Raw genomic sequence first — 23,666 nt, 5'->3', positions numbered from 1 at the left:
TACAAGTAGATACCACACTCATCATTGTTATTGCAGGGGTTGTTGGCTACAGTCGAAAAACCCGAATCCTCAAGACCGAGGCCATCAAGACTATTGTTGTTGCAGGTGTTATTGGTTACAGTGGAAGAATCCGAATCCTCAAGGGAAATCCCAGAACCAGAACCCCCACCCCCAAAGGGGATATAAATATCAATATTATCATTGCAGGTGTTGTAGGTTACAATCGAAAAACCACAATCCTCAAGGCGGATGCCAGTCCCACCATTGTTATTGCAGGTGTTATTGACTACAGTCGAAAAAACCGAATCCTCAAGGCGGATACCAGTCCCACCATTGTTGTCGCAGGTGTTGTTAGCTATAATCGAAGAAACACAACCCCCAAGGTTGAGGCCATCATCACCATTATTATTGCAGGTGTTGTTAGCTACAGTCGAAAAGTTCGAATACTCAAGGACGATGCCAATCCCACCATTATTGTTGCAGGTGTTGTTCGTAATAGTAGCTGTTCCTGAGGCAACACTATCCACATAAATTCCATGAGAATTTGAGCTGCTTATCCAACAATTTTCTATTTTGAAGTACATTGTTGTCCCAATGATGGAAATACCATGACTTGGAGATTCTGCAATATTCCAGCTAGCAATAATGTATGGGGCATTAGCCGTTCCTGTCCCACTATTCGCCACAGCAGCTAGTTCACCATCGTTGGCAATGGTAATGGCGTCATGTATCGTGTAACTCTGGGATATTGATCTGTTTGCTGAAACAAACGACGTTAATAACCGAATTGGGACGGGAGAGAAATGGATACTCAGATAAAGCAAGAACACAGCTAATAACAAATGAATTTTAGAAAAGCTGTTTCTTCTCCTTAACACCTTTTCTCACTTATTACATGCTTTTCTTCTAAATAATCTGAAGGATATGAACGGTTAAGATAATTCATCATTAGAAGAATATCATCTTGAAGAATTCAACCTTACTTCATTCGTTTTCTTAAAGTAAATACTACTATTAACGAGAGAATCAGGATTATGGGAGGCCATGCTGGCGTGGTTGAAGGTGTGGTTGTAGATGTTGTATACAACGGCGGCCAAGATGTATTCCCAAAAATCACAAAAATTATTCCTTTCTTATAGTCCAAAAACGGAGCACTGATACTAAAGTCCGTGTAACCATCTTCATTGATATCCCCAAGACCAGAGACATCGAATGCGAAAAAGCTATTTGATGATGTTAAATCATAAGGGTAATCGCCTGTGAATGTCAAATTAGCTTCCGATAGTGACTGATCCATGATCCATCTATTTGCAGAACCAAATATGACATAGGCTTTTCCTTTTACATTCGCATTTCCATTAGCTGCACCAATTAAAATATCGTCATACCCATCTCCGTTGATATCTCCAGCCCTAGAAATTGAAAAACCAGCATTATCATTAATAGATTCACCGATAAATGAAGCATTGGCATAATCAGAGGCATAAACAGTGGTTGGGGTTGAGGGCCATTGAACAGCGTTTCGACCAAAAAACACAAAGACTTGCCCTGCCTGGGTTCCCCCCTCATTATCCTTGTACGCCCCAAAAGCAAAATCATCTAGCCCATCCTTGTTTACATCCCCTAATCCCGACATATATCTGCCTGCATAGATTCCATGCTCGCTCTCCGTCGAAATCAAAATAGTAATATTAGCAGCATCCTCAATAGGCACATTTTTCTGCCACATATCTGACGATCTTCCAAAAATCAGATAGATTATTCTTCCTGGGTTTTTGTTCGCACTTATTAAAAAATCGTCAAATCCATCATTATTACAGTCTCCTACCCCTACAGCATTTACTCCTAAAGTGTTGTCACTTTCACTTCCTAGGAATGATGCGGAGGCGACATCGGTAATATTAGCTACTTTATCCCAGCTACTTGAAGCCCGACCTAAAATTAAATAGGCTTTTCCAGCATTATTGCCTGCTTGATCATTATATTCACTGGTGATTACAATATCATCATATCCATCATTATTGCAATCACCGACACCATCCAGCCCATGTCCCATGTAATCACCGACTTTTTCAGCGTAAAAGGTGGCATCGGCATTAGTAACAGGAGTCCCTACGATCCACTCACTACTACTACCTCCAAAAAATAGGTATGCTTTCGCCATTGTACTTGTATTGATACCTCCTGTCGTAAGATCCCATAAAGAGGCCATTATGACATCTGGAAAGCCATCATTATTCACATCCCCGACTCCTACTGGATTACTGATTTGCATAGTTGACGTGTTATCGATTATGGTTGCATCAGCTTCCTCCACGGTATGATTAGACCAATCACCTGTATGGCCAAAAAAGATACCCATCTCGTCTCCGCCAATAAACAAATCATCAATAGCATCATTATTTATATCAATAGCATGAGCCCCTGCTTGCTTTACACCTAACCACTCTTGTTGAGTCGTTGTAATCATAATCCCCCTACCTTGCGATAGGATATCAGAAATTTTAATATCAATTCTTTCATACGATTGAATTAACCCAGTACTGGGATAAAGGAATAGACTACTACATATCACCATTAAAATACCAAAACAAATAATAGATATCTTTTTTTTCATTATTTTTCCATCCTAACTTTCTCTCTTCAGCTATAAATCAAGTATAGTCCTCATTCTAGTTTTTTGTGTCTTTTGTACCATGTTGTCAGAACTACAGTAGCAACCAAGAGTGAGATAAACCCCCATCCCGGAATGGAAGTGGTGGTAGAAGAGAGGGATTGGTCAAGCCTGTTAGTATCCGTTACCCCACAAGACTGATTCCAGGTCATCACTCCATTAGCATCTGTTTTCACTAACCACATATCATGGCCTTCGCCCCCTACACCAAATGACTCTGTCGACCCTGCCAGAGCAAATCCGCCATCTATTGTCTGAACCAAGGCAGAGGGTCTATCCTCGTTGGGGCCCCCATAAGTTTGATTCCAGGTCATCACTCCATTGGCATCCGTTTTCACTAACCAAATGTCTCTGTCCCCTACGCCGAATGACTCTGTCCATCCTGTCAGAGCAAACCCGCCATCTGTTGTTTGAACCAAGGCTGTGGGATTATCCACGTCGGGGCCCCCATAAGACTGATGCCAAGTCATTACTCCATTGGCATCGGTTTTCAGCAACAACATGTTCTTACCTTCTGGGTAGGCACCTGATGCACACAACATACAACCTGAACCATGATGTGTTTTCAAACCCCCCGTTAAAGCAAAACCCCCATCGACTGCTTGGACGATAGCTGTTACCTCAAACCATCCTGATTCTCTATAGGTTTGATACCACATCATCATTCCACTGGCATCCGTTTTCACTAACCGCATATCAGGTCCCTCTTCACCACTCGTATATCCTGCCAAGACAAACCCGCCATCTGTTGTCTGAATCAGGACAGAGCCTCCATCATATGAATCTTTTCCGTAGGTTTGATTCCACAGTATCACTCCGTTGGCATCGGTCTTCACCAACCACATATTACTAAAATAATTCTTTTCATCGGATGATGAGGTAGCCCCCGCTAGAGCAAACCCACCATCAATCGTTTGAACCAAGGCATAGGCAATATCCACGTCGGGGCCCCCATAGGTCTGATACCAAGACACATTGCCGGTGACATCCGTTTTCACTAACCACATGTCCTTATTCCCTGAACCAAATGACCTCGTATATCCTGCCAGAGCAAATCCGCCATCAATTGTCTGAACCATGGCATTTGCCTCATCACATTCAGTGCCGCCATAGGTTTGATGCCAGGTCACATTGCCAGTGACATCTGTTTTTACTAACCACATATCCTCCCTCCCTGCACCAAATGAGTTTGTCGACCCTGCCAGGACAAACCCGCCATCGACCGTTTGAATTAAAGTACTTACCCAATCCGAATTAGTGCCACCATAGGTCTGATTGAAGGGCCTTTGGAAAATCCCCTCCGATTGTGATTCAGGATGGAGCGTGGGTGGTAGAAAAGTTGTACTAATGAGTACTAATGACGCTATCAGTACAAGTAAAATTACTCCCGTTTTTCCTTGCATAGCAATTGAATGCCTCTTTTTCGGATTTCGACAGGCCATCGAATATCTCCCCTCACCACCTTGAGAGGATATTTTAGGTTTGATCGTTTTTGTTACCATTTTAAATGGCACGTTCATCCCACCGTAATTTTTGTTTGATGGTCTCAAAAAGATACAGAGCGATTTGTGTGGGGCTGTCGGAGGTTCTGGGGAGAGAAATCTTTCTCTCTTCCGCCTCTATTTTGAGTATCCAGAGGCATTCAGCCAGAGCATCACACTGTGTACAATCACCCTCCTGTTCATGCCAGACTTGGGTACCTGTTTTGGGGCTGTAGGTGATGTAAACATCGGATTTGAATGCTGGAGAATACCCCCAAAGAAAGCCTTCCACATCGCTATAGCGATACACCCGTATCCTGTTGGTTTTAGCAGTTGTTAATAGCAACTTTTCGATCTTGGAATTCTTGCTACTCAATGCTTTGTATACTGCTTGCACCGATACCGCGTTTTTTTTGGCAATGTCGGAAATTGTGACCCCACTCCGTCGTTCTTTCCAGAACTGGTCCCAACGCTTTCTCGAAAGAGTTACATTGCTCATGCCAACTATCAACCATTGATGGTTTAAAAAGTTTACCTTTTTTTCTGCTTTTAGAGATAGATTGTTTGATAATCAAGTGAAATTCATAATATATGATATTGAATTAATCAATGTTACAAGCTAGTTTCCATATGTTTTTACGTAAATATATTGCATATCCAACGTTAAACGATACATTAGGATATTTACAATATAAAATTTCATGAAAGCAAGCTTTAACAAGGATAACAGTAGTTTGATGATTTAAATCTTTGTTTGTCACTTCTCTAAGATCATCTGCTGAAAAAATTCTTTTGACTCTAGATGAAAAAGTGTGTTATAGACCTCCTCCTTAGAAAATAAAGCTATTTGATCAATTTCTTGATCAGGGGGTTTTAAATCAGAAAGGTCTCCATTAAATTCTACTAGGAACATGGTAGTTTCTTGATGAGTAAAACCAGTTTGTTGAACTTCCTTAGGAAACACAAATCTGAGTTTCTCTGAATATTCCTTCACTATACTAAAATTAATTGAACCAGTTTCCTCCTTTAGTTCTCTGAAAAGGGCTTTTTCTTTCGATTTTTCCTTTGGCATTATTCCCCCTTTTACAAAATCCCACTCTCCCTCTATATCCACTGGAGAATTAGCTTTTTCCATGATTTTCACCTTATGGATAAGAATATAATTTCCCTGATATCGTATTATTGCTCCAACTGCTTGTCTTAGCAAATAATTTTCCTCAATAATAGTGATAATATCATAACAATTGCCACGAGCCAAGATTTCAATAAGTAAGCTTGCTAGCATTCAAATTAATATATAAAAGGAATCAATCGATAGGATACTGCCTTGTATTTCTGATACTCATCTCCAAAGGTTTCTTCCAGTAATTTCTCCTCATAAATCAAACGTGCCTTAAAAATCCAAAAATAGAGTATAAAGGTTACGGACGAAATAATTATTGATTGACTCACAAAGGCAAATCCAATTACGCCTAATAGAGTTCCTGAATACATGGGATGACGGAGATATTTGTAAAGTCCTGTAGTTATTAATTCATGGTTTTCCCTAAGTACTAATGTACCGGTCCCTTGTTTCCCCAAATTTACGCGTGCAATAATAATTGTAATTGCTGCTAATAAATACACAAACAATCCAATCCATGAAAACACATCAAATCTGCGACTAAATATTATGTTATGCTCCTCAATCGCTAATACAAATAGAAAGGGATTAGCAAGAAATAAAAATAGAATAAATTTAGCATAATTATTTTCTTCCCTTTTTTCTTTCTCTAAAGGTCTTAAAAGAGTATCAATTGTACCAGCGATATACAAAATAAGAATGTAAACAATATAGAAAAAGTCTTGAAATATTTCTGGTTTAAAGAAGAAAAATATAATATTATAATAAATAATATAAAAAAAGAAAATAAATATTCCTTTTCGTAGAATAGTATCCCTATCCATATAGTAACAACCTAATAATTTCTTTGAATCGAACTTTTTAAAATTCTTTATCAGATTTATTATTGAGGAATAATCGTCATAATACGAAGTAGTAGAAAACCTTAACTAGTTGGATTAATACTTTCGGCCTGTTGAGAAAAGCAATGAATCAAGATACAAAACTAGAGTGGGACCTCAGTTTTTGTGGGTTAAATTGTGCTGCATGTGAAATTTATCATGCATCACATGGTGATATTGAACTACATGAGAGATTAGTTAAATTCTTTAAAGAAAATTTTGATCCAATTATTACTTCTGTTTCTTGTGAACGATGTAGAGGTAGACCAGATAAGTGTTGGACTTCGGACTGCCACTTCCGAACCTGTGCCACTGAACAGGGATTGACTTACTGTTTCGAATGTAAGAATTTTGTCTGTGATAATTTAGTTGAATTCGGGAACCGAGCTCCACATCATGCAAAGACTATAGAAAATATGAAAAAGATGAAAGAAATTGGAATAACTAAATGGATTGCTTCACAAAGAGAGGTAAAATTTTGTCCTTAATACATTCTTCACCGACATGACTAAGGTATAATTACCTTTCTAACTTAGGATCAATAATAAATAAAAAAATAGATCAAACTTCATAAAGCAATAAAAATGTTAAAGCTAAAGGTTGTGTGGTATGCTGAATGAGTATTCTTGGTGATTTTTCTGCTTTATTGAGAACACGAATCTGCTTGGTATCTGCTCTGATCGTGATAATCGCAGGGTATTTGACTCATAGATTAAATGTGGTTGCAAGTTCTTCTCTTAGAGCTCAAACGTTTTTGGATTATTTATTCAACAATCCTATTCTTCCATTAGAAGGGATCGTAATAGGGATGATTATTCCGTTTTCACTGGTTGCTGGAACATATGTAATGAATGATTATTTCGACTATCAGTCTGATTTAGAAAATGGACGAGTTGATAGACCTCTGGTGAGAGGTGAGATCCGTATGTGGGAAGCAAAGTGGTTATCTATCATTTTGTTCTCTTGTTCAATTCTTATATCTTTCATAATGGTAATTATTTATCAACTCTCTCCTCTTATTCCCCTGTTAGCAGTTCTATTCATCGAAATTGGCATTATATACAATCTGGGAGTAAAGAAATTTGGGATTATTGGCCATCTTTTGATTAGTCTAGCTCTAGTGGCTCCAATTTTACTTGGGGTTATTATTGTTGAACCTATTTCGGAGTGGGTTCTCTTAAATATGATTATTCTTTCCTTATTTTTCCTGTTCGTGGCTTTAGGTCGAGAAACTATCAAAGACATATTTGATATTAAAGGTGATCAAAAAGCAGGAAAACGATCGTTTGCCATTCTTTTAGGCTTAAATTGGGCTGCTCGGATTTCAGGAATAATATTTGTTTTCGGAATCATTACAGGAAGTCTATTGCTATTTCTCGGTTTCCGTAATAATTTAATTTATTTTGGAGGTTTTGTTGCTGTTTCTGCCTTACTAATTTGGACAGTAACCATGATAATTCGGAATACTGATCCTGAAACAGCCACAAAAGCGCGAATCTATTCACGATGGGCTTTATGGTTGTACGTATCTGTGATTTTTATTTCTAGTTTCTTTATAACCTTATAATAATACGATAGCAACAGACTCAGTTCTATGATAACATTTTAACATATGATTGTTCATAAGATTGATGAGAGATCTGACAGTCAGTCTTAACTTTTGCATTGAAAGATGAAAAGGCTGCACATGATTTTTATATTTAAATGTCTAAAGCTGCAATTAATAAAGAGCATGTGCTAATATTTCAGAAACTAGCTCAAATGGAATTGATCCACAAGAATAAAATAGAATCTCTCTATGACGATATGTTCTATTCTGATAATTAGATGCTTAAAAAACCTCTTAAAAACCATGAAATCAGTAATAAAAACAATCTCATGTTAATCGCTTCTGTACTATAATACTAACTAATTTTATCTCACAATAATCCATTATAATAAATTAAATCTTTTTTCTGAATTGAAAAAGCCAAAAAATCTATAGTAAGGATTATGATAACAAATAAATGAGATTTTCTCATTTAATAATCTAAATAATTCTAGTTCATCTGAAGAGTTTTAGATCGATTTCATTTCCTCTTTTCTGCCATCTTTATTCTTCTAAGTATTAATGTATTTAAGAATTAAACTATTTGAACGTCTTCTAAATCATTCTTTCTTACATTAAAATGGAGCGATATTTTTTGGTCCTAGATTTCTATTTTGTAATAAAATTTTTGAATAAACAATAAATCTTGAGTAAAAATAATTCCTTAACAAAAGCTTAACAGTATTTCAATTAAAAGAAAGGAGAATCAAGAATGAATACATACAAAATTAATGCAAGGATTACAGGATTATTATTTATAACAGCAACGGTTGCTGCTATAGTAAGTGGAATTTTTTTGTTACCGATTCTAGAGACTTCAGATTATCTGACCGAAATTGCTGTAAATAGACCTCAGGTGATGATTGGAGCTCTTTTTTATTTTATTATGGCTGCTGCAGGTGCTGGTATAGTAATTCCGATGTATCCAATCTTAAAAAAGTATAATGAAGGAATGGCTCTTGGGGCCGTTGCTTTCAGACTTATTGAGGGTGCAGTCTTTATGGTTGGGGTACTTTGTGTCCTAACACTCGTGATATTGAGTCAAGAATATCTTGTAGCAGGAGCTCCATCTGCTTCCTATTTTCAAACGTTGGGTGAATTATTAGTCTCAGGATATACTGTAGAGCAAGCTGTTCTACCAGGGGTATTTGCTTTTAGCATCGGTGCTTTGATATATTATTACATTTTTTATCAATCAAAACTCGTTCCACGATGGTTATCAGTCTGGGGGCTTATTGGAATCACGTTGGGGGTAATAAATGGCTTGATCTATATGTTCAGTGATATACCTAATGAGATGATCACGATGTTGTTGGATCTACCAATTTTCGTGAATGAAATGGTTTTAGCGGTCTGGTTGATCATTAAAGGATTCAATTCACCATAAGATACAAAATAAAAATCTAATTTTATGTGAAAAAAATGACAAATAGTGGTAAAATGAACGCAGTAATCTGTACAAAATTTGGACCTCCAGAAGTGTTGAAATTGATGGAGGTCGATATACCTACGCCTAATGCGGATGAAGTCTTGATAAGAAATTACGGTACCTCAATCAACACTGTAGATTACATACATCGAGGCGGGAAAGCTCCGAAAGTAGCTTTCTGGGGTATGAGACAAATATTAGGACTTTTCTTAAGACTATCATTTGGGGGATTGAGAAAACCCAAACAGAAAATTCCTGGTTGTGGTTTTACAGGTGAAATTATATCTTTAGGAAAAGAGGTATTAGACTGGAAAGTAGGTGATCATGTCTATGGATATTCCGAAAAAGGAGGGGCTAGTGCTGAATATATGACTGTTCCTGCCTCTGTACTAGCCAAGAAACCTGAAAATTTGAGCTTTCAAGAAACAGCTGCTGTTCCTGGAGGTTCCACACCCGCTCTAATAGCATTTAGGGATTTAGCCACACCTAAGAAAGGGGATAAGGTTCTAGTTATAGGAGCTTCAGGAGGAATTGGAACATTTGCAGTGCAAATAGCTAAAAATGTCTATGGTGCTGAAGTTACCGGGGTATGTGGTCCTTCGAATATTGAAATGGTTAAAGAGATTGGAGCAGACTTCGTAATAGATTATACAAGGGAAGATTACACGAAAAGTGATATCAAGTATGAAATAATTTTGGATATTGTTTCTGCTCAAAATCTGTCAAAATGCAAGAATATTCTAGCATCTGATGGAACCTATATTGCAAATAATCCCATCAGTAGTCCAAGAAGCATTTTCCATATGATGACTAATAATAAGCAATTTAAAACTGGAACCGCAGATGAAAGTGCAGCTGCTATGAATTTAATTTGCGAATGGATTGAAAGTGGAAAAATTAGACCAATAATAGATTCTGTATACCCCTTAAGTCAAACAGCAGAGGCTCATCGGCATTACGAGACAGGTCATAGTAAAGGTAGAGTGGTAATAAGTATAGAGTGATTACAGGAGATAATATGGTTATGGAAGATAAAAAATTGTTCTTTCTGCAATATGGGTAGCTACAGTGTTATGTTACTTATATGGCGATGTTTTTTCCATATTAGCTGGTGATTTTAAACCAGGAGAAATAAATGGAAAACCATCAACTTCGATTATGGTATTGGTAATGGCAGCAATAATGGTGGTTCCTATTATTATGGTTATTTTGACCGTAACATTGGATTATTCTGTGAATCGCTGGGTAAATATTATCGTTGCATTAATCTATTTTGGATTCAATCTCTTCTCAATTAGAGGATATCCTATCTATGAAAAATTTCCACTACTCGTGTCTATGGTATTTAATCTCTTAATTTTATATAATGGATTAAATTGGATCTAGGTAAATAGCCTAATGACAAATAATCTGGAAGATCTGCAAATTGATGTGAAGATAAAACTTGACCAAGAATGGAAAATTTTTAACATCCCGATCATCGACTAAAGAAACAAACGAAAAATTAAAATTCCTCAAAGAGCTTATTGAATCGGGAAAGTTAACATCAGCAATTGATAGAAGCTATTCACTGGATAAAGTCCCAGAGGCTTATCGTTATGTCAGTAAAGGCCATAAAAAAGGAAACGTAGTAATCAAGACACAAGTTTAATTTAAATAATAGTAGTATGCTTTAGACAGAAATTACAGTCCTTATAAAGACATTTTAACATTTCTTTCAGGTTTGATAGAACATGATTCCTGATGCTTCTCCCTCTGAATTAGTTACCCAAGAACTTGACAGTGATGAATTAAGGAAGAAAGAGATTTTTCTAGTAATTAATCCTGTTGCAGCTGGTGGACGAGTTGAAACAATTTGGAGGGATCAAATTAAACCATTAATGGACAACTTAGATTTAGAATATGATTTTGAATTTACTTCGTCTCCTCAACATGCAATTGAAATCGCTAGAACCCGAGTTGATGAAGGATATAAGATTCTCTGTTCTGTAGGAGGTGACGGAACAGCAAATGAGGTGCTAAATGGTGTTTTGAAAGCAAAGAAAAAAGGAATTTTCGCTGCTATTCCTGTTGGAACTGGAGATGATGTTCCTACAGCCTATGGAATACCAGAAGGAGATTTAGACACGGCAGTACAATGCTTAGTGAAAGGTCAAGATAAAACTTTCGATGTAGGATACTGTGAGACTGCAGATCGATATTTTGCTGGTGTAGCTTCAATGGGATTCGATGCTGAGGTAGCAGATCGGACAAATAAAGGATCAAAAAGAATATTAGGAACAAGAAGTTATCAATTAGCTCTTGGAAGAACTCTGGTGAAATTTAAGCCTTTTGATTTGTCAATTCGAATAAATGATGGAGAACAGGTTATCAATGGTCAAAAAATGTTACTAGCTATCGGTAATGGAAAACGATATGGAGGGGGAATGCATATCTGTCCTGATGCAGATGTAACAGATGGTAAATTTGCTGTAACAACTGTACGAAAAATTAGTAGAATCACTCTCCTAAGATTTTTTTCAACAGTATACAATGGTGATCATATCGCCCATGATAGTGTTACAACATTTGAGGCAAGATCAATCCACGTGGATTCTCCAAAAAAGAAATGCCTATATCAGGTGGATGGCGAAATCATAGGACATTTACCTGAAACCTTTATCACTAAGCCAGATCATCTTACTATTCGAGTACCTATCCCCTGGTTGTCATATGCAGAAATTTGGAAAAGTAAAAAGTATGGGAATCCATTTACAGGAAAGAAACTTCTGTTAGCTAAAATCGCTTATCTTAACCCAATTTCTAATTATCGGAGGGGCCTTAAATGGAATCAATACAAAGATAAAGAGATTAACGGAGAACAATCAAAGGATAAAGGTCAAATCATTGAAGAAAGCAATAATCTATATGTAAGAGAAAAGCATTTTTCGAAAAGGTTTATTTTTTTCCTGTTAAGAACTTTTTTCCAAACAATTGGGGTCTCAATTGCTTTTACTGCGCCTATAACGTTTCCTTGGTTTTTTGACATCGTTATTCCAGACTTTTTAGACCTAATTCCACCAGAGATAACTGCATTTATACATAGATTAATAGATACAATCCAATCATTCTTTACCCCTCTGACTAAGTTATTTCCTTGGTTAGAACCTCTAATTAGGTTTATGATGGATCTTTCAGCATTATTTAATCCCTTTCTTGTATTCTCATTATTTATGATCATTTTTAATAGGATTGGTATACTTTCTGATGAAGAGTTTATAGATCCATTCAAATCAATTGAAAAAATCCCTACATCGACGGGATATTTTTTAGAATCAATTCAAAAAAAATTTAGGGTTGATTTCTCATCAGCAACCCTCCTTTTATTTGTAGTTTCTAGTTTTGTATCTTTCTTTTTAGTAATTAGAAGGGCCAGAGGTATTTTATTTGAAGTTATGACAACGAAAGAAGAAATAAAACACTTAGAAAAAGTAAAAAAAGTTTTCCTCAAATATTGCAAAGAAGGAACCTATACCGATATTGATTATACTAAAAATAGGTTATCTGATTCAAAAAAGACAAAGATTTTTGCAAATCTAGTAAAATTTGGGCCAATAGTATCAATGATTATTCCAGGTTTACTTGCTATTGTATATATTTTAGTTTAATGACGAAATAGGCTTATTTTAAATTTATGTAAAATTATCTGTTTTTAAAATCGTTATAATTTGGAGATTGCTATTCTACAGAATACCAATTAATATTTCATAAATTTGAAACTTAAAATATGAATTAAATTCCTCAGAACTGTTATATTATAGCCTATTCTTTACCCAATAACTTCATTGCATTTTTATAATACATTTTCTCTAAAGTCGATTGAGATAACTGTAATCCATTTATTTGTGTCCAATTTGGATTATCTTTATCTTTAAACGGTAATGGAGTTTGAAAAGATGTTTCCCAAAATAATCGTTGAGACCAGTACCGACTACCCCAAAAATATTCACGATTTTGTTTTTTAAGGAAGAATTTTATATTGAATTCGAAATTTCCAAGATCAGAGCCAAATAATATCCGATCTTGATATTTCTCAACCCATTCCTTAGAACTTTTAACATCTTTCCCAAGTTCACGTATTATCCAACGAGTTGAGGCTGTATCTAAGTTCAATTGAGAATGTTGATCCAACAACTCCCCTAATCTACCTAAATTTTCAGGCCAGCATCCTAGATGAGCAGAAATTATTGGAATTCTAGGGAATTTTTCAAGAATATTTGAAAAATCATTAATTCTGTTCTTTTTTAATCCATATTTGTTTACATTTCGGTATTTTTTCACATATGTAATATCTGGATCTGCTACATGCATTACGACAGTCATACGATAATCTTCTATGCAAGAATAAACAGGATCCAATCTCGGATCATTGATTCTAAATGGAGTTTTATTGCGAGTAAATAATTGAAACATTGGACCCAAGAAAATCTTTAAATGTCTAATATCTTTTGTATGAGACTTGTCAATCTGGTTTTGGAGCTTTTGAACCTTAAACTTTAAAAAATCATAAGAATTTAAATAATTACAAAAAATAATATCATTGGCTAGACCTTTAGATTCTAATTTAGTCTTTAGGTTTCCATCTCCAATTCCTAATAATTTCTCCACACCAAATTTCTTAATATATTCTAAATATTCATTAAGATATCTATGTCCCCAAATATGGACATGAGAATCAAGAATCTTGTATTGATGTTTATCTTCAAGATTGGTTAATGGGTTTGAAACAGAAAATATATTCTCTACCATCCACTATATTAAACTGGAATTAAATGATATGAGTTAAGTAACACTCTTACTCTTTTCAACTAGTTTTTTCACCCAAGTTTCAGCACGCTCTAATTCTCCTTCTTTTAATGGCCCCTTTATACCTTCCACTACAAATCCTTCTGGTTGAATTAATAGAATCCCTCCCTTTTTTTTCAAACTATCAGCAATCCTTACAGCAGCACGGCCAAAAACCTTTTCTATCGCACCAGTAATGCCTGTAGAGGACGTTCTGGTATCAAAGGCTGCTACATTGATATCTTTGATTGAAAGTTTCTTATCTTTAAAGAACTTCTGAATTAATTCCGTATACCTACCTCCATGAGTTGGGGAACCAACAATTAATAAGTTTAATCCTGTTAAATGATCAGTCTTCACTTCATTTCCTTTAACTACTTTAACATCCATTTCACTATTCAGAGCTTTTCCCATTACTTGAGCAATTTGTTCTGTATTGCCATGAACTGAATCATATACTATTAATACTTTCATTGAGAAGTAGCTCCAATCTGAATCCATCGATCTTTAAGAAATTTGTTCAAATATGTAATATTTAATAATATACATAATGGAAGAATATCTATTGAATTACGACAGCATTTCTATTATTATCAGCATTTTTTCTTCTAAATTGGATTTAACAAATTCTAATAATTGAAATTTCCTTTTTACCGATTATTAATAGATGTCCAACTAATCCAGCATCAAATTATTAAGGTTGGCTAGTATAAAGATCTCCTAGAATCATTCATTTTTTACCTGAAGTTCCACAAGAGTTTTCAAAGCGATTGATTCATGCAATATCAATTTTTTTCACAATGGAGTATAACTACATTATAATAAAGCGATATTCTTTAGTCATAAACATTAAACCAAGACATAAACATGATAAAAGTAAGGGTATGTTTTTTATTACCCTTTCATAAATCGTTCTCATAACATTATTCTAATGTTTCAGCAATGGATAAGCTTTTGAAAAGGGTGGTTGATATTTTTAGAAAAAGGAGTTTAATTATACTATGAGAGATTTAGATAAAATTGGTAAGTTTTTAATCGGAAATTGGAAAGGCAAAATTGGTGAAGATATAGTTGATGAGGTTTGGTCTTTAGCAATGGCTAATAGTATAATGGGTATGTTTAGATGGATTAAAGATGGTAAAGTTTATTTTTATGAATTTGTTGTTATTGATAATGTTGATGAAATTATTAAATTGAAGATTAAGCATTTTAATTCTGATCTTTCAGGGTGGGAGGAGAAAAATGATTTTGTCTACTATATCTTAAAAGAAATTAAGGAAAATGAGGTGATTTTTGTTTCGGAAGATCCAAAAGAGGAAGGAAGGCTTATTTATAAGAAAACCAATCAAAATACTCTCATTGCCATTTTGGAAATGGCTAAAAGCTCTCGGATCTTGAAATTTGTGTTCAATAAAGTTGATTAGTGATATTCTATGGATTTATATTTTTTAACTCATTACTTATTTTATTATAAAGCTTAAAAATTTAGAATTAGATACCTCGTTCTTGCTAAGTTAATTTTTTTTAAAAAAATTGGTATTATTCAAAAGAATGAGACTATCTCTGTTAAACGTTGGGTACATCAGAATATATTAATTATAATTTAACCTTACTTCATTCTTTTGACAAGAAAACGGAAATCTTTAGAATCGCGTTCTTCAAAGCTTAAAAGTTCCTGACCAGTAGAACGTATCCATGCAGGTATATCAGCTTTACTACCTGGATCGGTAGTATAAATTTCTAACACTTGATAAATCTCCAGTTTTTTTAGGGCTTTAATAGATTTCATGATAGGTTGAGGACAATTAAGACCACGGGCATCAACAGTAGAATGGACTGGCCCATCATATTCATCTTCAAAAAGCAATGCTTCTTCATTTACTGTTGAAGCACTACTAAAAGATCCAAATTTAATTTTATCAGGAGGAAGCTCTGATTCATTTGATTTAATAAGGGGGTATCCTTTCTTTTTCCAACCTTTAATCCCGCCTTTTAGACTTTTCACATCAGTAAAACCTGCTTCTATCATAATTTGGACTGCAACCAAAGACATTCCTCCACCTTGACAGATCGTAACAATTTCTTTATCTTTAAATTCTTCTAAATCATCGAAATGAGATGAAAGTTCCATGAGGCGAATCCATTTAGAATTTGGAATATGTCCATACTTTTCATATTTAAATTCTCCATTACCATAAAATTCTGCAAGATCACGGAGATCTAGTAAAATCGGAAAGGAATTAGAATCAAAATGATGAAATAATTCATCATTTGTAATTTCGGGAACATCAGGGAGATACCAACCCCGTTTTATAATAGACCACAACCATAATCTTGCCAGCTTAAGGAACATTCTACGATTACTAATTTTCATATCAAACACCAAGTTATTTCATTCGCTGAATAATAAAACGAAAATCTTTAGAACCGCGTTCCTCAAAGCTTAAAATTTTCTGACTAGTGGAACGTACCCAAGCAGGAATATCAGCTTTACTACCTGGATCAGTTGTTAGAATTTCCAAGATTTGACCAATTTCTAATTTTTTCAGCGCTTTAACAGATTTTAATATTGGATGCGGGCAGCTTAATCCACGTGCATCAACAGTAAAATGGACTATATCGCTATATTTTTTATCTAGAGACAGCATTTCTTGAATAATTTTAGCTCTATCCTTTTTAGAAGGATAAAAAAATGCATCATCAGCGGTAATAGGGTATTCCTTTTCGGTCCAAAAATCCATACCATCCTTTAAACTTTTAACGTCTTTGAAACCAGCGGAAACTAATATATCAACAGCAACTAATGATAACCCTCCTCCAGGACAGATAGTGACAATTTCTTTTTCTTTGAATGGCTCAAGATTTTCTAAATTGAGTTTTATATCAGTAACATAAATCTGTCTGGCATTTGGAATGTGTCCATCTGTATATTCCTTTATGGTTCGAATATCAAGTAATAATGGTGGTTTATCAGAATTTAAACACTCATGTAATTTGTCTACCGTAATTTCAGACCATTCAGACCTGTTGTAGAAGAACATCATCTTGAATGTCTTTCTCCAATATCTAAAGATATTTTTAAAATAATAGCCCATTACAGACATATTATTTCCATATTTCTTCTCCAATTCTATTTCACCAGCTATTGAATAGTAAAATTCTAGGGATTGGTATTATGGTCAATTGTAATGACTATATGTCCTTTTTTGTGTCCATTTTCAACATATCTGTGAGCCTCAGCCATTTGAACGAATGTAAACTGTTTATCAATGACTGCTTTGATCTTACCCTCTTCAATAAGTTCTTTAACTTCCCTTAAATCTTCACCCTTTTCAGGTAATAAAACACAGATTACCTTCTTATTATCAAATATTTTGGTCCTTAACATCTGGCCAATCTGTCTCATCTTAAAGCTAGTCAAAATATAGCGGCCATTTTGCTTAAGAGAGTGTTTTACTTTAGAAAATGAAGTCTTACCTAAACCGCCAAACACAATATCATATGTTTCACCACTTTCTGTAAAGTCTTCTTTGGTATAATCAATCACCTTATCCGCTCCTAGTGACTTAACAAATTCCAATCGTGGAGTACCACATACTCCAGTCACCTCTGCTCCAAAATGGTTCTTAGCCAGCTGAACGATAGCTGAACCAATCCCTCCAGAAGCACCATTGATCAAAATTTTTTGTTGTGGTTGAAGATTTACTTTATCTCTAAGCAAAGTCAATGCCATTATTGATCCATAAGGAATGACAGCAGCTTCTTCATAAGTCATATTGGAGGGTTTCAGTGATAACACTCCATCTTCCGGGAGACATATGTACTCAGCATATGCCTTCATACTCTGGCCAGTGTAACCAAAAACTAGGTCACCTTTCTTAAATATTGTTACATTTTTGCCGACTGCTTCTATTTGACCAGAAAATTCACTACCTAAAATCTTATTACGCGGTTTTTTGATACCAAATGCTATTTTTGCGAATAACCAGAATAATAAAGGCATCGCGAACTTGTTAGGGGAAATTTTCTTAAAATTTCGAGCTATAAGATCTCCGTAACCTACTGTTGTCGCATAAATTTTTATTAGGACTTCATTGTCCTTGGGGATCGGTTTTTCAACTTCTGCTAATTTAAGAACCTCTGGAGAACCATATTCAGTATATATAACTGCTTTCATTTTTTCTCTATAATCCATTCATTTCACCATTTTACTAATTTTTTTTGACCTGTTAAACATTAGTTTTTTGTGTACGCGCCTTGTAAACGGCTAATCGTAATATCAAGGAATAAACTGCTGCAACTAGATGAAAGATGAAAAGAAACACCATCAGTACGCGAATAATATCATTAGAAACCCACTGTACTAGAAATCTGAAAAATTCAGGTATTACATCAGCAAAATAAGTAAAATCAAAAGGAAATACGATTAAAAGCCAAATAATGCTGAAAGTGGCAAAAAAAAGTCCACCAAAAGAATCAAGATCGCGAGAAGGGTTTTTGTAACCAAATAGCAAAAAAGAAGAGGTAACAATCCAATATAGCAAAAATCCATAAAGTAGAATGAATTCTAACGTACCAAATGTAGTAGTGAAAAAACCTGTTGACCAAACCTGATGAATAATGAAATATAGTCCAATAAAGATACCAAACACAACTAATGCAATGGACATGATTATATCATCAAGTGCAATTTTATCATCTTGCTCTTCCTCAACACTCCTAGAAAACCTCTTTTTAATATTCTCTAAAATCTCCTGTATTTTCTTCTTTTTTAGACCTTTATTTTCCATTTATTTCACAAATCTTCCAATCTTAAATTATTAATATTTAAATTTCTTTCTTGATATTGAACCCTTTTTTTTTATATTTATAGGCGTTTAGAGCTAGTTAATCTCGAATAAGCCCAATTTCATCTTCTGAATGTTAGCGTGAAGCGTTTTCTGTAACTTAGAATCTAAATTCTGTAGGTCATAGATAGTTGGTATTCACTTTAATAGATACCCAAAACGCATTGTTATGTTTAAACAGGGCTTAAAAAAGGAAAGGTAATAATAATTATTTACTCTACTAATAAAGCTATAAGAAATATGACAAAAATTGAAAGAAATTTATAAATCGGAAGGATATAAGTGAAAGCATTTTTAATGAACAGATTATTTTGAAAGAAAAGAATTACAAAGCACCACCTTAACAGTTTTCCAATTGTAAAGTAAAAAAAAGAGAGTAGTAAGTATGAATTCAGAGAAAATAACTGCAAGGATAGTAGGACTATTATTTATAACTGCTTCAGCAGCACCTCTTCTAACTTATCCTTTTCTAAGATTTCTTTATGAGAGAGCTCAAGATTATCTCATTACCGTATCTGTGAATGAAACCCAAGTATTAATAGGAATGCTCCTTGAAATAATTTGCACCCTTGCTGTTCTTAGCATACCAATAATGCTGTTCCCAGTTTTAAAAATGCAGAATGAAGCAGGAGCTCTTGGTTTCCTTGGTTTTAGGTTTATTGAGGCTATTGGTACTTTTTTTACAAGTATCATCCTGCTATCACTAGTAGTATTGAGTCAGGAATTTGTAGAAGCAGGAACTCCAGCTGGATCCTATTATCAAACATTAGGTGCTATATTATTATCATTACATGACGCAGTTTTTTTGCTTGGACTTGGATTCGTTTTTGCCCTATCAGCTCTAGTTTTAAATCATGTTTTATATCAATCCCAACTCATCCCTCGATGGTTATCAGGTTGGGGTCTTGTAGGTGCTATTCTAATGATCACAGGGTATTTGATACAATTATTCATAATCGATCCTGAAGATATTTTATTTATTCCAATAGCACTGTAGGAAATGGCTTTTGCTGTATGGTTTATAGCTAAAGGATTTAATCTATCCATTAATACATAATAATAATTAAATTTGAGGTTGAATAAATGGAAAATAGAGATAAAATGAAAGCAGTTGTATGTACAAAATATGGCCCCCCAGAAGTTCTCCAAATTAAAGAGATATCTAAACCAATTCCCAAGGACAATGAAGTCCTAATAAAAATTTTTGCGACAACAGTGCACAGAGGGGATTCTAGAATGCGTGGTTTCGATATTCCAGGTCCTCGCTGGCAATTACTTCTCGCACGCCTGTTTTTAGGAATTAGAGGACCGCGAAAAGCAATCCTTGGTATGGAACTTGCTGGGGAAATTGAAGCAGTAGGCAAAGAGGTTCAACAGTTCAAAAAGGGTGATAAAGTTTATGCCTCAACAGTTTGGTCTGGTTTTGGAGGATATGCTGAGTACAAATGTATGGCAGAAGATGGAGCAGTGGCATTAAAGCCCTCTAATATGACCTTTGAGGAAGCTACAGTTATTCCTTCTGGGGGAATTACTACATTAGGTATTATAAAACAAGCAGACATACAGAGTGGACAGAAAGTTTTAATTTATGGAGCCTCTGGTAGTGTGGGTTCCTTTGCGGTTCAACTCGCCAAAAATTATTATGGAGCAGAAGTTACTGGAGTTTGTAGTAGTGCAAATTTAGAACTAGTAAAATCATTAGGGGCAGATAGGGTGATTGATTATACTAAAGAGGACTTTACTCAAAGCGACGAAACCTATGATGTAATCTTTGACGCGGTAGATAAATATTCGGGTGATTTTAAGAAATCTTTAAAGAATACAGGAATCTATCTCAACGTGGATAAAAATTCGGATAAAATAAAGAAAAAAAATGTTAATTCCCTACTCAAAGAACTCACAGAGTTGATAGAGGCTGGGAAGCTCAAAGCAGTGATTGATAGAACCTATCCAATGGAACAGATTGTCGAGGCCCATCGTTACGTTGATACATGGCGAAAGAAAGGTAATGTAGTCATTACTATGAAACCCAATGATTAAGCCAACGAACTCGAATTATTATTTTCCAAATACTCCTGTAATCGAATGGTTAGGTATTTTAGTTCCAAGAATTTAAAGTACTGCTCAAATTGTTCATAAGCGTGATAAATATCTTGAAAAAAGCCGAGTAATGACATTTTATCCTCGCCTATCTCGATCTGCTGTGTCATTTTGATTAGATTGCTGATTTTTTTTTTCATCTCAATTGCATAACCTATATTTATCTGCAATCTATTGATCGTTCTAGCATCCCAAGATTGAACAATCATGTAATATTTTTTTCGATCGCCAGATTTCTTGATAATTTGAATCATTTTCATGTTTAATAAAGATTTCAAAGTTTCTGAGATTATACTCCTTTGAAAACCGGTCGCATGTTCCAGTTCTTCTTGAGTCAAAGGTCGATTTTCTAATAATAATTCGGTACCAAGTATGGTTCTAGCAATCGCGGTTTGTGCTCGTGCTGAGGTTAAATTTTCTCTAAATTTTGTGTAGAACTTATTTTTGAGTTCAATATAGATTTTAAATAATTTTTTATCTTCCATATGTTGAATCAAGTCTGTTTTTGGTATTTTGGAAAAATTAAATAGACTTTTAATGTATTTTTGGTTTTCAGGGGAATTCACAAGATCAACGTTAATTAAATCATTAATATCAATTTTTCCTTTCTTAATAAAATTATTAAACTCTTCAGCTGTTTCTGTTAGTAGACTGATATAGATAGAGGCATATTTATAGGAATTTTTAAGAAATTCTTCGAAATTTTGAAATTTCTGATGTTTTTTAATATGTGGTTGAATCTCTTCAATTAATTGAAGAATAAAATCCGCCTTATCTGTATATACATCTATTAACATCCTTAGAAACGTAATCATGAACTCTCTTGTCGGAATATTTATTGAATAGTATTTTTTCCTCATTTTTGGTTTTTTAATTAGAATTAAAGGGAAATTAAGTTGAAGAAGTTTTAGCATTTGGGAAATTGTTGTTTTAGAATAACTTGTAAGTTTCTGTATTTTATCTTGTGTTGTAGGCTTCTGTTCTACAAACACTGCCATCATACAGCCAAAATAATTTTTAGGAAAAAGAAGACCAGTGTGTTTCTCTTCCATAACGTTAATAAAATCTTTCTTTATATCAATAATGTTCATAATATGTCATAAACTTTCACAAACTAGTATAAATACTTTTCTGAATTTTTGTGTTTTTATGAAAATATTTATAAAGTTCAAAATTTAGTATCATTTGATCTGCTCGAATCACATATAAAAAGTGATTCAGATTTATAAATACGTAAACAAGGTCTTGCAGCACATGCTAGAAATAATAAAGCTTAAGAAAACTGTAAGAAAGGTTAGTCCTTTAGAACGTATATTTAATCGATCCCCTTATGCGATCGTTACAATGATAGCTCGGATAAAAGGTAATATTTCTGAAAATTTACTAAGAGATGCTCTTAATAAAGTCCGACAGAGACATATGAACCTCAGGGTTCGAATATATGAAGATGAAGAGCATAATCTATGGTTTACACCTGAAGGGGTTAAAGAAATCCCAATAGAAATCATAACAAGAAAATCGGATGATCACTGGATTGATATATATCATAATGCTAGCAAAATTCCTTTTGAGTTTGAGAAACGTCCTGCTATTCGGTTTATTCTAGTACAATCTCCAGAAATATCTGAATTAATTATTATATGTCATCATATTATATGCGACGGAATGTCATTGGCATACCTTGCAAGAGATATAATGATGTATCTTGGGGACCCATCTAGAGAAGTTGAAGTATTACCCGACCCACTTCCAGTTGATTTAAATAATTTCCCTCGAGATATTTCCATTAATTTTATTGTAAAATTTTTTATTAATAGAATCAATAAGAATTGGAAAAAGGAGGAAATTTACTTTGATCAAGATGATTACAAAAGTCTGAGTAAAGCTTATTGGCAAAGGTACAGTCATAAAATCCTCCTAATTGAGCTTTCCAAAGGACAAACTTCTGCATTAGTGGACAGATGCAGGAAAGAGAGGGTTACAGTAAATACTGCATTAGCTACTGCGTTTGCAGGTGCTCAATCTATTATAAAGGATGGCAAAGTCAATCCAAATATGGCTATTGCTGGTAATGTTAGAGATCGTCTTTTGCAACCTACAGGGGAATCTATGGGATATTTTGCTAGTGGTATTAACTTCAAGTTTAAGTATGATAAAAAATCCTCATTCTGGGAAAATACTCGAAATCTTCAGAAAAGAGTTAAACCGCTCTATTCAAACAAAAATCTATTCAAAGAGCTTATTACTTGGTGTCATCTTGAACCAGGCATTATGGAATCGCTTAGTTACAAGATGTTAGGAGGACTCATCCCATCAGATTCTTCACGGTACCATAAACTATCAACATTCAGCAAACGAAATGATGTAGTCTTCTCGATTCTTAAAAGAGAAAAAATGGACTCATTAGAAAAGCCTTTCCTAGGAACTGCTATAACAAATCTTACACGTTTAGATTTCCCGCAAATATATGGTACATTAGAATTAGATCGTTTAATCATGAATCCTGGTGGTATGTTTCCTTTAGCATTGGTTGATTTAGTGATAGGAGCCGTGACATGTTCTGAAAAACTAAGTTTATTACTAGAGTACGTAGAAGAGACTGTTGATACCATTACTATTGAAAAAATAAAAGAAAAGGCAATGGAGTTATTGCTATAATAATTCTTACAAGAGTGTGGTTATAACATCATCCAAACTATCAAATTCCAAAGTGGTTAAA

General features: G+C 34.5%; 24 protein-coding genes. 11 read left to right on the top strand and 13 right to left on the bottom strand.

Annotation, left to right across the window (positions count from 1 at the left end; translation table 11 throughout):
• The 6 genes from ACWVCY_RS00440 to ACWVCY_RS00415 form a co-directional block, all read right to left on the bottom strand.
• Nucleotides 1-686, bottom strand: a 686-nt coding sequence (locus ACWVCY_RS00440) for a right-handed parallel beta-helix repeat-containing protein (protein WP_455139341.1), incomplete at its 3' end; no start/stop codon positions are given.
• Between the two features lie 293 nt (nucleotides 687-979).
• A complete protein-coding gene (locus ACWVCY_RS00435; protein WP_455139339.1) occupies nucleotides 980-2,578 on the bottom strand; it encodes an integrin alpha in 1,599 nt (532 codons plus the stop codon).
• Between the two features lie 89 nt (nucleotides 2,579-2,667).
• Nucleotides 2,668-4,188 (bottom strand): hypothetical protein, encoded by a 1,521-nt coding sequence (locus ACWVCY_RS00430; protein ID WP_455139337.1) that lies wholly within the window; start codon nucleotides 4,186-4,188, stop codon nucleotides 2,668-2,670.
• A complete protein-coding gene (locus tag ACWVCY_RS00425) occupies nucleotides 4,178-4,654 on the bottom strand; it encodes a hypothetical protein (RefSeq protein ID WP_455139335.1) in 477 nt (158 codons plus the stop codon). The genes ACWVCY_RS00430 and ACWVCY_RS00425 overlap by 11 nt, the downstream gene beginning before the upstream one ends.
• A 258-nt stretch (nucleotides 4,655-4,912) precedes the next feature.
• A complete protein-coding gene (locus ACWVCY_RS00420; protein WP_455139333.1) occupies nucleotides 4,913-5,440 on the bottom strand; it encodes an NUDIX domain-containing protein in 528 nt (175 codons plus the stop codon).
• A 5-nt stretch (nucleotides 5,441-5,445) separates the two neighbouring features.
• Nucleotides 5,446-6,102, bottom strand: coding sequence for a methyltransferase family protein (locus ACWVCY_RS00415; protein ID WP_455139331.1), 657 nt, complete (start codon nucleotides 6,100-6,102; stop codon nucleotides 5,446-5,448).
• Between the two features lie 143 nt (nucleotides 6,103-6,245).
• On the opposite strand from ACWVCY_RS00415, the gene ACWVCY_RS00410 reads away from it, so the two are divergent.
• The 7 genes from ACWVCY_RS00410 (at nucleotide 6,246) to ACWVCY_RS00380 (ending at nucleotide 12,823) form a co-directional block, all read left to right on the top strand.
• Entirely contained in the window at nucleotides 6,246-6,647 is a 402-nt protein-coding gene (locus ACWVCY_RS00410) for a DUF3795 domain-containing protein (RefSeq protein WP_455139329.1), read from the top strand.
• Nucleotides 6,648-6,775: 128 nt separating this feature from the next.
• Nucleotides 6,776-7,726 (top strand): UbiA family prenyltransferase, encoded by a 951-nt coding sequence (locus ACWVCY_RS00405; protein WP_455139327.1) that lies wholly within the window; start codon nucleotides 6,776-6,778, stop codon nucleotides 7,724-7,726.
• A gap of 733 nt (nucleotides 7,727-8,459) precedes the next feature.
• On the top strand, nucleotides 8,460-9,134 hold the full coding sequence (locus ACWVCY_RS00400) for a DUF4386 domain-containing protein (protein WP_455139325.1): 675 nt from the start codon (nucleotides 8,460-8,462) through the stop codon (nucleotides 9,132-9,134).
• Between the two features lie 35 nt (nucleotides 9,135-9,169).
• Entirely contained in the window at nucleotides 9,170-10,180 is a 1,011-nt protein-coding gene (locus ACWVCY_RS00395; protein ID WP_455139323.1) for an NAD(P)-dependent alcohol dehydrogenase, read from the top strand.
• A gap of 34 nt (nucleotides 10,181-10,214) precedes the next feature.
• Entirely contained in the window at nucleotides 10,215-10,562 is a 348-nt protein-coding gene (locus ACWVCY_RS00390; protein ID WP_455139347.1) for a DUF6326 family protein, read from the top strand.
• Between the two features lie 58 nt (nucleotides 10,563-10,620).
• Nucleotides 10,621-10,827 (top strand): zinc-binding dehydrogenase, encoded by a 207-nt coding sequence (locus ACWVCY_RS00385; protein ID WP_455139321.1) that lies wholly within the window; start codon nucleotides 10,621-10,623, stop codon nucleotides 10,825-10,827.
• A gap of 82 nt (nucleotides 10,828-10,909) precedes the next feature.
• Nucleotides 10,910-12,823 carry a diacylglycerol/lipid kinase family protein gene (locus ACWVCY_RS00380; protein WP_455139319.1) on the top strand — a complete coding sequence of 638 codons (1,914 nt, stop codon included), beginning with the start codon at nucleotides 10,910-10,912 and terminating at the stop codon, nucleotides 12,821-12,823.
• Nucleotides 12,824-12,977: 154 nt separating this feature from the next.
• On the opposite strand, the gene ACWVCY_RS00375 is transcribed toward ACWVCY_RS00380, so the two are convergent.
• Both ACWVCY_RS00375 and ACWVCY_RS00370 read right to left on the bottom strand, forming a co-directional pair.
• Nucleotides 12,978-13,964 carry an amidohydrolase family protein gene (locus tag ACWVCY_RS00375; protein ID WP_455139317.1) on the bottom strand — a complete coding sequence of 329 codons (987 nt, stop codon included), beginning with the start codon at nucleotides 13,962-13,964 and terminating at the stop codon, nucleotides 12,978-12,980.
• 33 nt (nucleotides 13,965-13,997) lie between these two features.
• Nucleotides 13,998-14,474 carry a flavodoxin family protein gene (locus tag ACWVCY_RS00370; RefSeq protein WP_455139315.1) on the bottom strand — a complete coding sequence of 159 codons (477 nt, stop codon included), beginning with the start codon at nucleotides 14,472-14,474 and terminating at the stop codon, nucleotides 13,998-14,000.
• 527 nt (nucleotides 14,475-15,001) lie between these two features.
• Here ACWVCY_RS00370 and ACWVCY_RS00365 point away from each other — a divergent pair.
• Nucleotides 15,002-15,424, top strand: coding sequence for a DUF6265 family protein (locus tag ACWVCY_RS00365; RefSeq protein WP_455139313.1), 423 nt, complete (start codon nucleotides 15,002-15,004; stop codon nucleotides 15,422-15,424).
• Nucleotides 15,425-15,609: 185 nt separating this feature from the next.
• Here ACWVCY_RS00365 and ACWVCY_RS00360 read toward each other — a convergent pair whose 3' ends face one another.
• The 4 genes from ACWVCY_RS00360 to ACWVCY_RS00345 are packed head-to-tail and all read right to left on the bottom strand — an operon-like array spanning nucleotide 15,610 to nucleotide 18,790.
• Entirely contained in the window at nucleotides 15,610-16,374 is a 765-nt protein-coding gene (locus ACWVCY_RS00360) for a sulfurtransferase TusA family protein (RefSeq protein WP_455139311.1), read from the bottom strand.
• Nucleotides 16,375-16,387: 13 nt separating this feature from the next.
• Nucleotides 16,388-17,128, bottom strand: coding sequence for a sulfurtransferase TusA family protein (locus ACWVCY_RS00355; RefSeq protein WP_455139309.1), 741 nt, complete (start codon nucleotides 17,126-17,128; stop codon nucleotides 16,388-16,390).
• A gap of 32 nt (nucleotides 17,129-17,160) precedes the next feature.
• A complete protein-coding gene (locus ACWVCY_RS00350; RefSeq protein WP_455139345.1) occupies nucleotides 17,161-18,177 on the bottom strand; it encodes an NAD(P)-dependent alcohol dehydrogenase in 1,017 nt (338 codons plus the stop codon).
• Nucleotides 18,178-18,229: 52 nt separating this feature from the next.
• Nucleotides 18,230-18,790, bottom strand: coding sequence for a hypothetical protein (locus ACWVCY_RS00345; protein ID WP_455139307.1), 561 nt, complete (start codon nucleotides 18,788-18,790; stop codon nucleotides 18,230-18,232).
• A gap of 442 nt (nucleotides 18,791-19,232) precedes the next feature.
• Between ACWVCY_RS00345 and ACWVCY_RS00340 the strand changes: the two genes are divergently transcribed.
• Both ACWVCY_RS00340 and ACWVCY_RS00335 read left to right on the top strand, forming a co-directional pair.
• On the top strand, nucleotides 19,233-19,844 hold the full coding sequence (locus ACWVCY_RS00340) for a DUF4386 domain-containing protein (RefSeq protein WP_455139305.1): 612 nt from the start codon (nucleotides 19,233-19,235) through the stop codon (nucleotides 19,842-19,844).
• A 104-nt stretch (nucleotides 19,845-19,948) separates the two neighbouring features.
• The gene (locus ACWVCY_RS00335; RefSeq protein WP_455139343.1) at nucleotides 19,949-20,887 is read left to right on the top strand and encodes an NAD(P)-dependent alcohol dehydrogenase; all 939 of its coding nucleotides are present in this window, start codon (nucleotides 19,949-19,951) and stop codon (nucleotides 20,885-20,887) included.
• Here ACWVCY_RS00335 and ACWVCY_RS00330 read toward each other — a convergent pair.
• Nucleotides 20,884-22,038: a hypothetical protein gene (locus ACWVCY_RS00330; protein WP_455139303.1), complete on the bottom strand. Its 1,155-nt coding sequence runs from the start codon at nucleotides 22,036-22,038 to the stop codon at nucleotides 20,884-20,886. The two genes, ACWVCY_RS00335 and ACWVCY_RS00330, sit on opposite strands and share 4 nt — an antisense overlap.
• Nucleotides 22,039-22,201: 163 nt before the next feature.
• Here ACWVCY_RS00330 and ACWVCY_RS00325 point away from each other — a divergent pair, with 163 nt between their 5' ends.
• Nucleotides 22,202-23,605, top strand: a complete 1,404-nt coding sequence (locus ACWVCY_RS00325; protein ID WP_455139301.1) for a condensation domain-containing protein — start codon at nucleotides 22,202-22,204, stop codon at nucleotides 23,603-23,605.
• Nucleotides 23,606-23,666 lie beyond the last annotated feature (61 nt).

Source organism: Candidatus Hodarchaeum mangrovi (genome assembly GCF_975850365.1).
Note: the sequence above shows the minus strand (reverse complement) of the source record. Positions and strands in the feature narration are given on the sequence as shown.

Coding starts and splice junctions, on each gene's coding strand:
- ACWVCY_RS00435 (WP_455139339.1), bottom strand. CDS start 2,578: ATGGTGATATGTAGTAGTCTATTCCTTTATCCCAGTACTGGGTTAATT.
- ACWVCY_RS00425 (WP_455139335.1), bottom strand. CDS start 4,654: ATGAGCAATGTAACTCTTTCGAGAAAGCGTTGGGACCAGTTCTGGAAA.
- ACWVCY_RS00420 (WP_455139333.1), bottom strand. CDS start 5,440: ATGCTAGCAAGCTTACTTATTGAAATCTTGGCTCGTGGCAATTGTTAT.
- ACWVCY_RS00415 (WP_455139331.1), bottom strand. CDS start 6,102: ATGGATAGGGATACTATTCTACGAAAAGGAATATTTATTTTCTTTTTT.
- ACWVCY_RS00410 (WP_455139329.1), top strand. CDS start 6,246: ATGAATCAAGATACAAAACTAGAGTGGGACCTCAGTTTTTGTGGGTTA.
- ACWVCY_RS00405 (WP_455139327.1), top strand. CDS start 6,776: ATGAGTATTCTTGGTGATTTTTCTGCTTTATTGAGAACACGAATCTGC.
- ACWVCY_RS00400 (WP_455139325.1), top strand. CDS start 8,460: ATGAATACATACAAAATTAATGCAAGGATTACAGGATTATTATTTATA.
- ACWVCY_RS00395 (WP_455139323.1), top strand. CDS start 9,170: ATGACAAATAGTGGTAAAATGAACGCAGTAATCTGTACAAAATTTGGA.
- ACWVCY_RS00380 (WP_455139319.1), top strand. CDS start 10,910: ATGATTCCTGATGCTTCTCCCTCTGAATTAGTTACCCAAGAACTTGAC.
- ACWVCY_RS00375 (WP_455139317.1), bottom strand. CDS start 13,964: ATGGTAGAGAATATATTTTCTGTTTCAAACCCATTAACCAATCTTGAA.
- ACWVCY_RS00370 (WP_455139315.1), bottom strand. CDS start 14,474: ATGAAAGTATTAATAGTATATGATTCAGTTCATGGCAATACAGAACAA.
- ACWVCY_RS00365 (WP_455139313.1), top strand. CDS start 15,002: ATGAGAGATTTAGATAAAATTGGTAAGTTTTTAATCGGAAATTGGAAA.
- ACWVCY_RS00360 (WP_455139311.1), bottom strand. CDS start 16,374: ATGAAAATTAGTAATCGTAGAATGTTCCTTAAGCTGGCAAGATTATGG.
- ACWVCY_RS00350 (WP_455139345.1), bottom strand. CDS start 18,177: ATGAAAGCAGTTATATATACTGAATATGGTTCTCCAGAGGTTCTTAAA.
- ACWVCY_RS00345 (WP_455139307.1), bottom strand. CDS start 18,790: ATGGAAAATAAAGGTCTAAAAAAGAAGAAAATACAGGAGATTTTAGAG.
- ACWVCY_RS00340 (WP_455139305.1), top strand. CDS start 19,233: ATGAATTCAGAGAAAATAACTGCAAGGATAGTAGGACTATTATTTATA.
- ACWVCY_RS00335 (WP_455139343.1), top strand. CDS start 19,949: ATGAAAGCAGTTGTATGTACAAAATATGGCCCCCCAGAAGTTCTCCAA.
- ACWVCY_RS00330 (WP_455139303.1), bottom strand. CDS start 22,038: ATGAACATTATTGATATAAAGAAAGATTTTATTAACGTTATGGAAGAG.
- ACWVCY_RS00325 (WP_455139301.1), top strand. CDS start 22,202: ATGCTAGAAATAATAAAGCTTAAGAAAACTGTAAGAAAGGTTAGTCCT.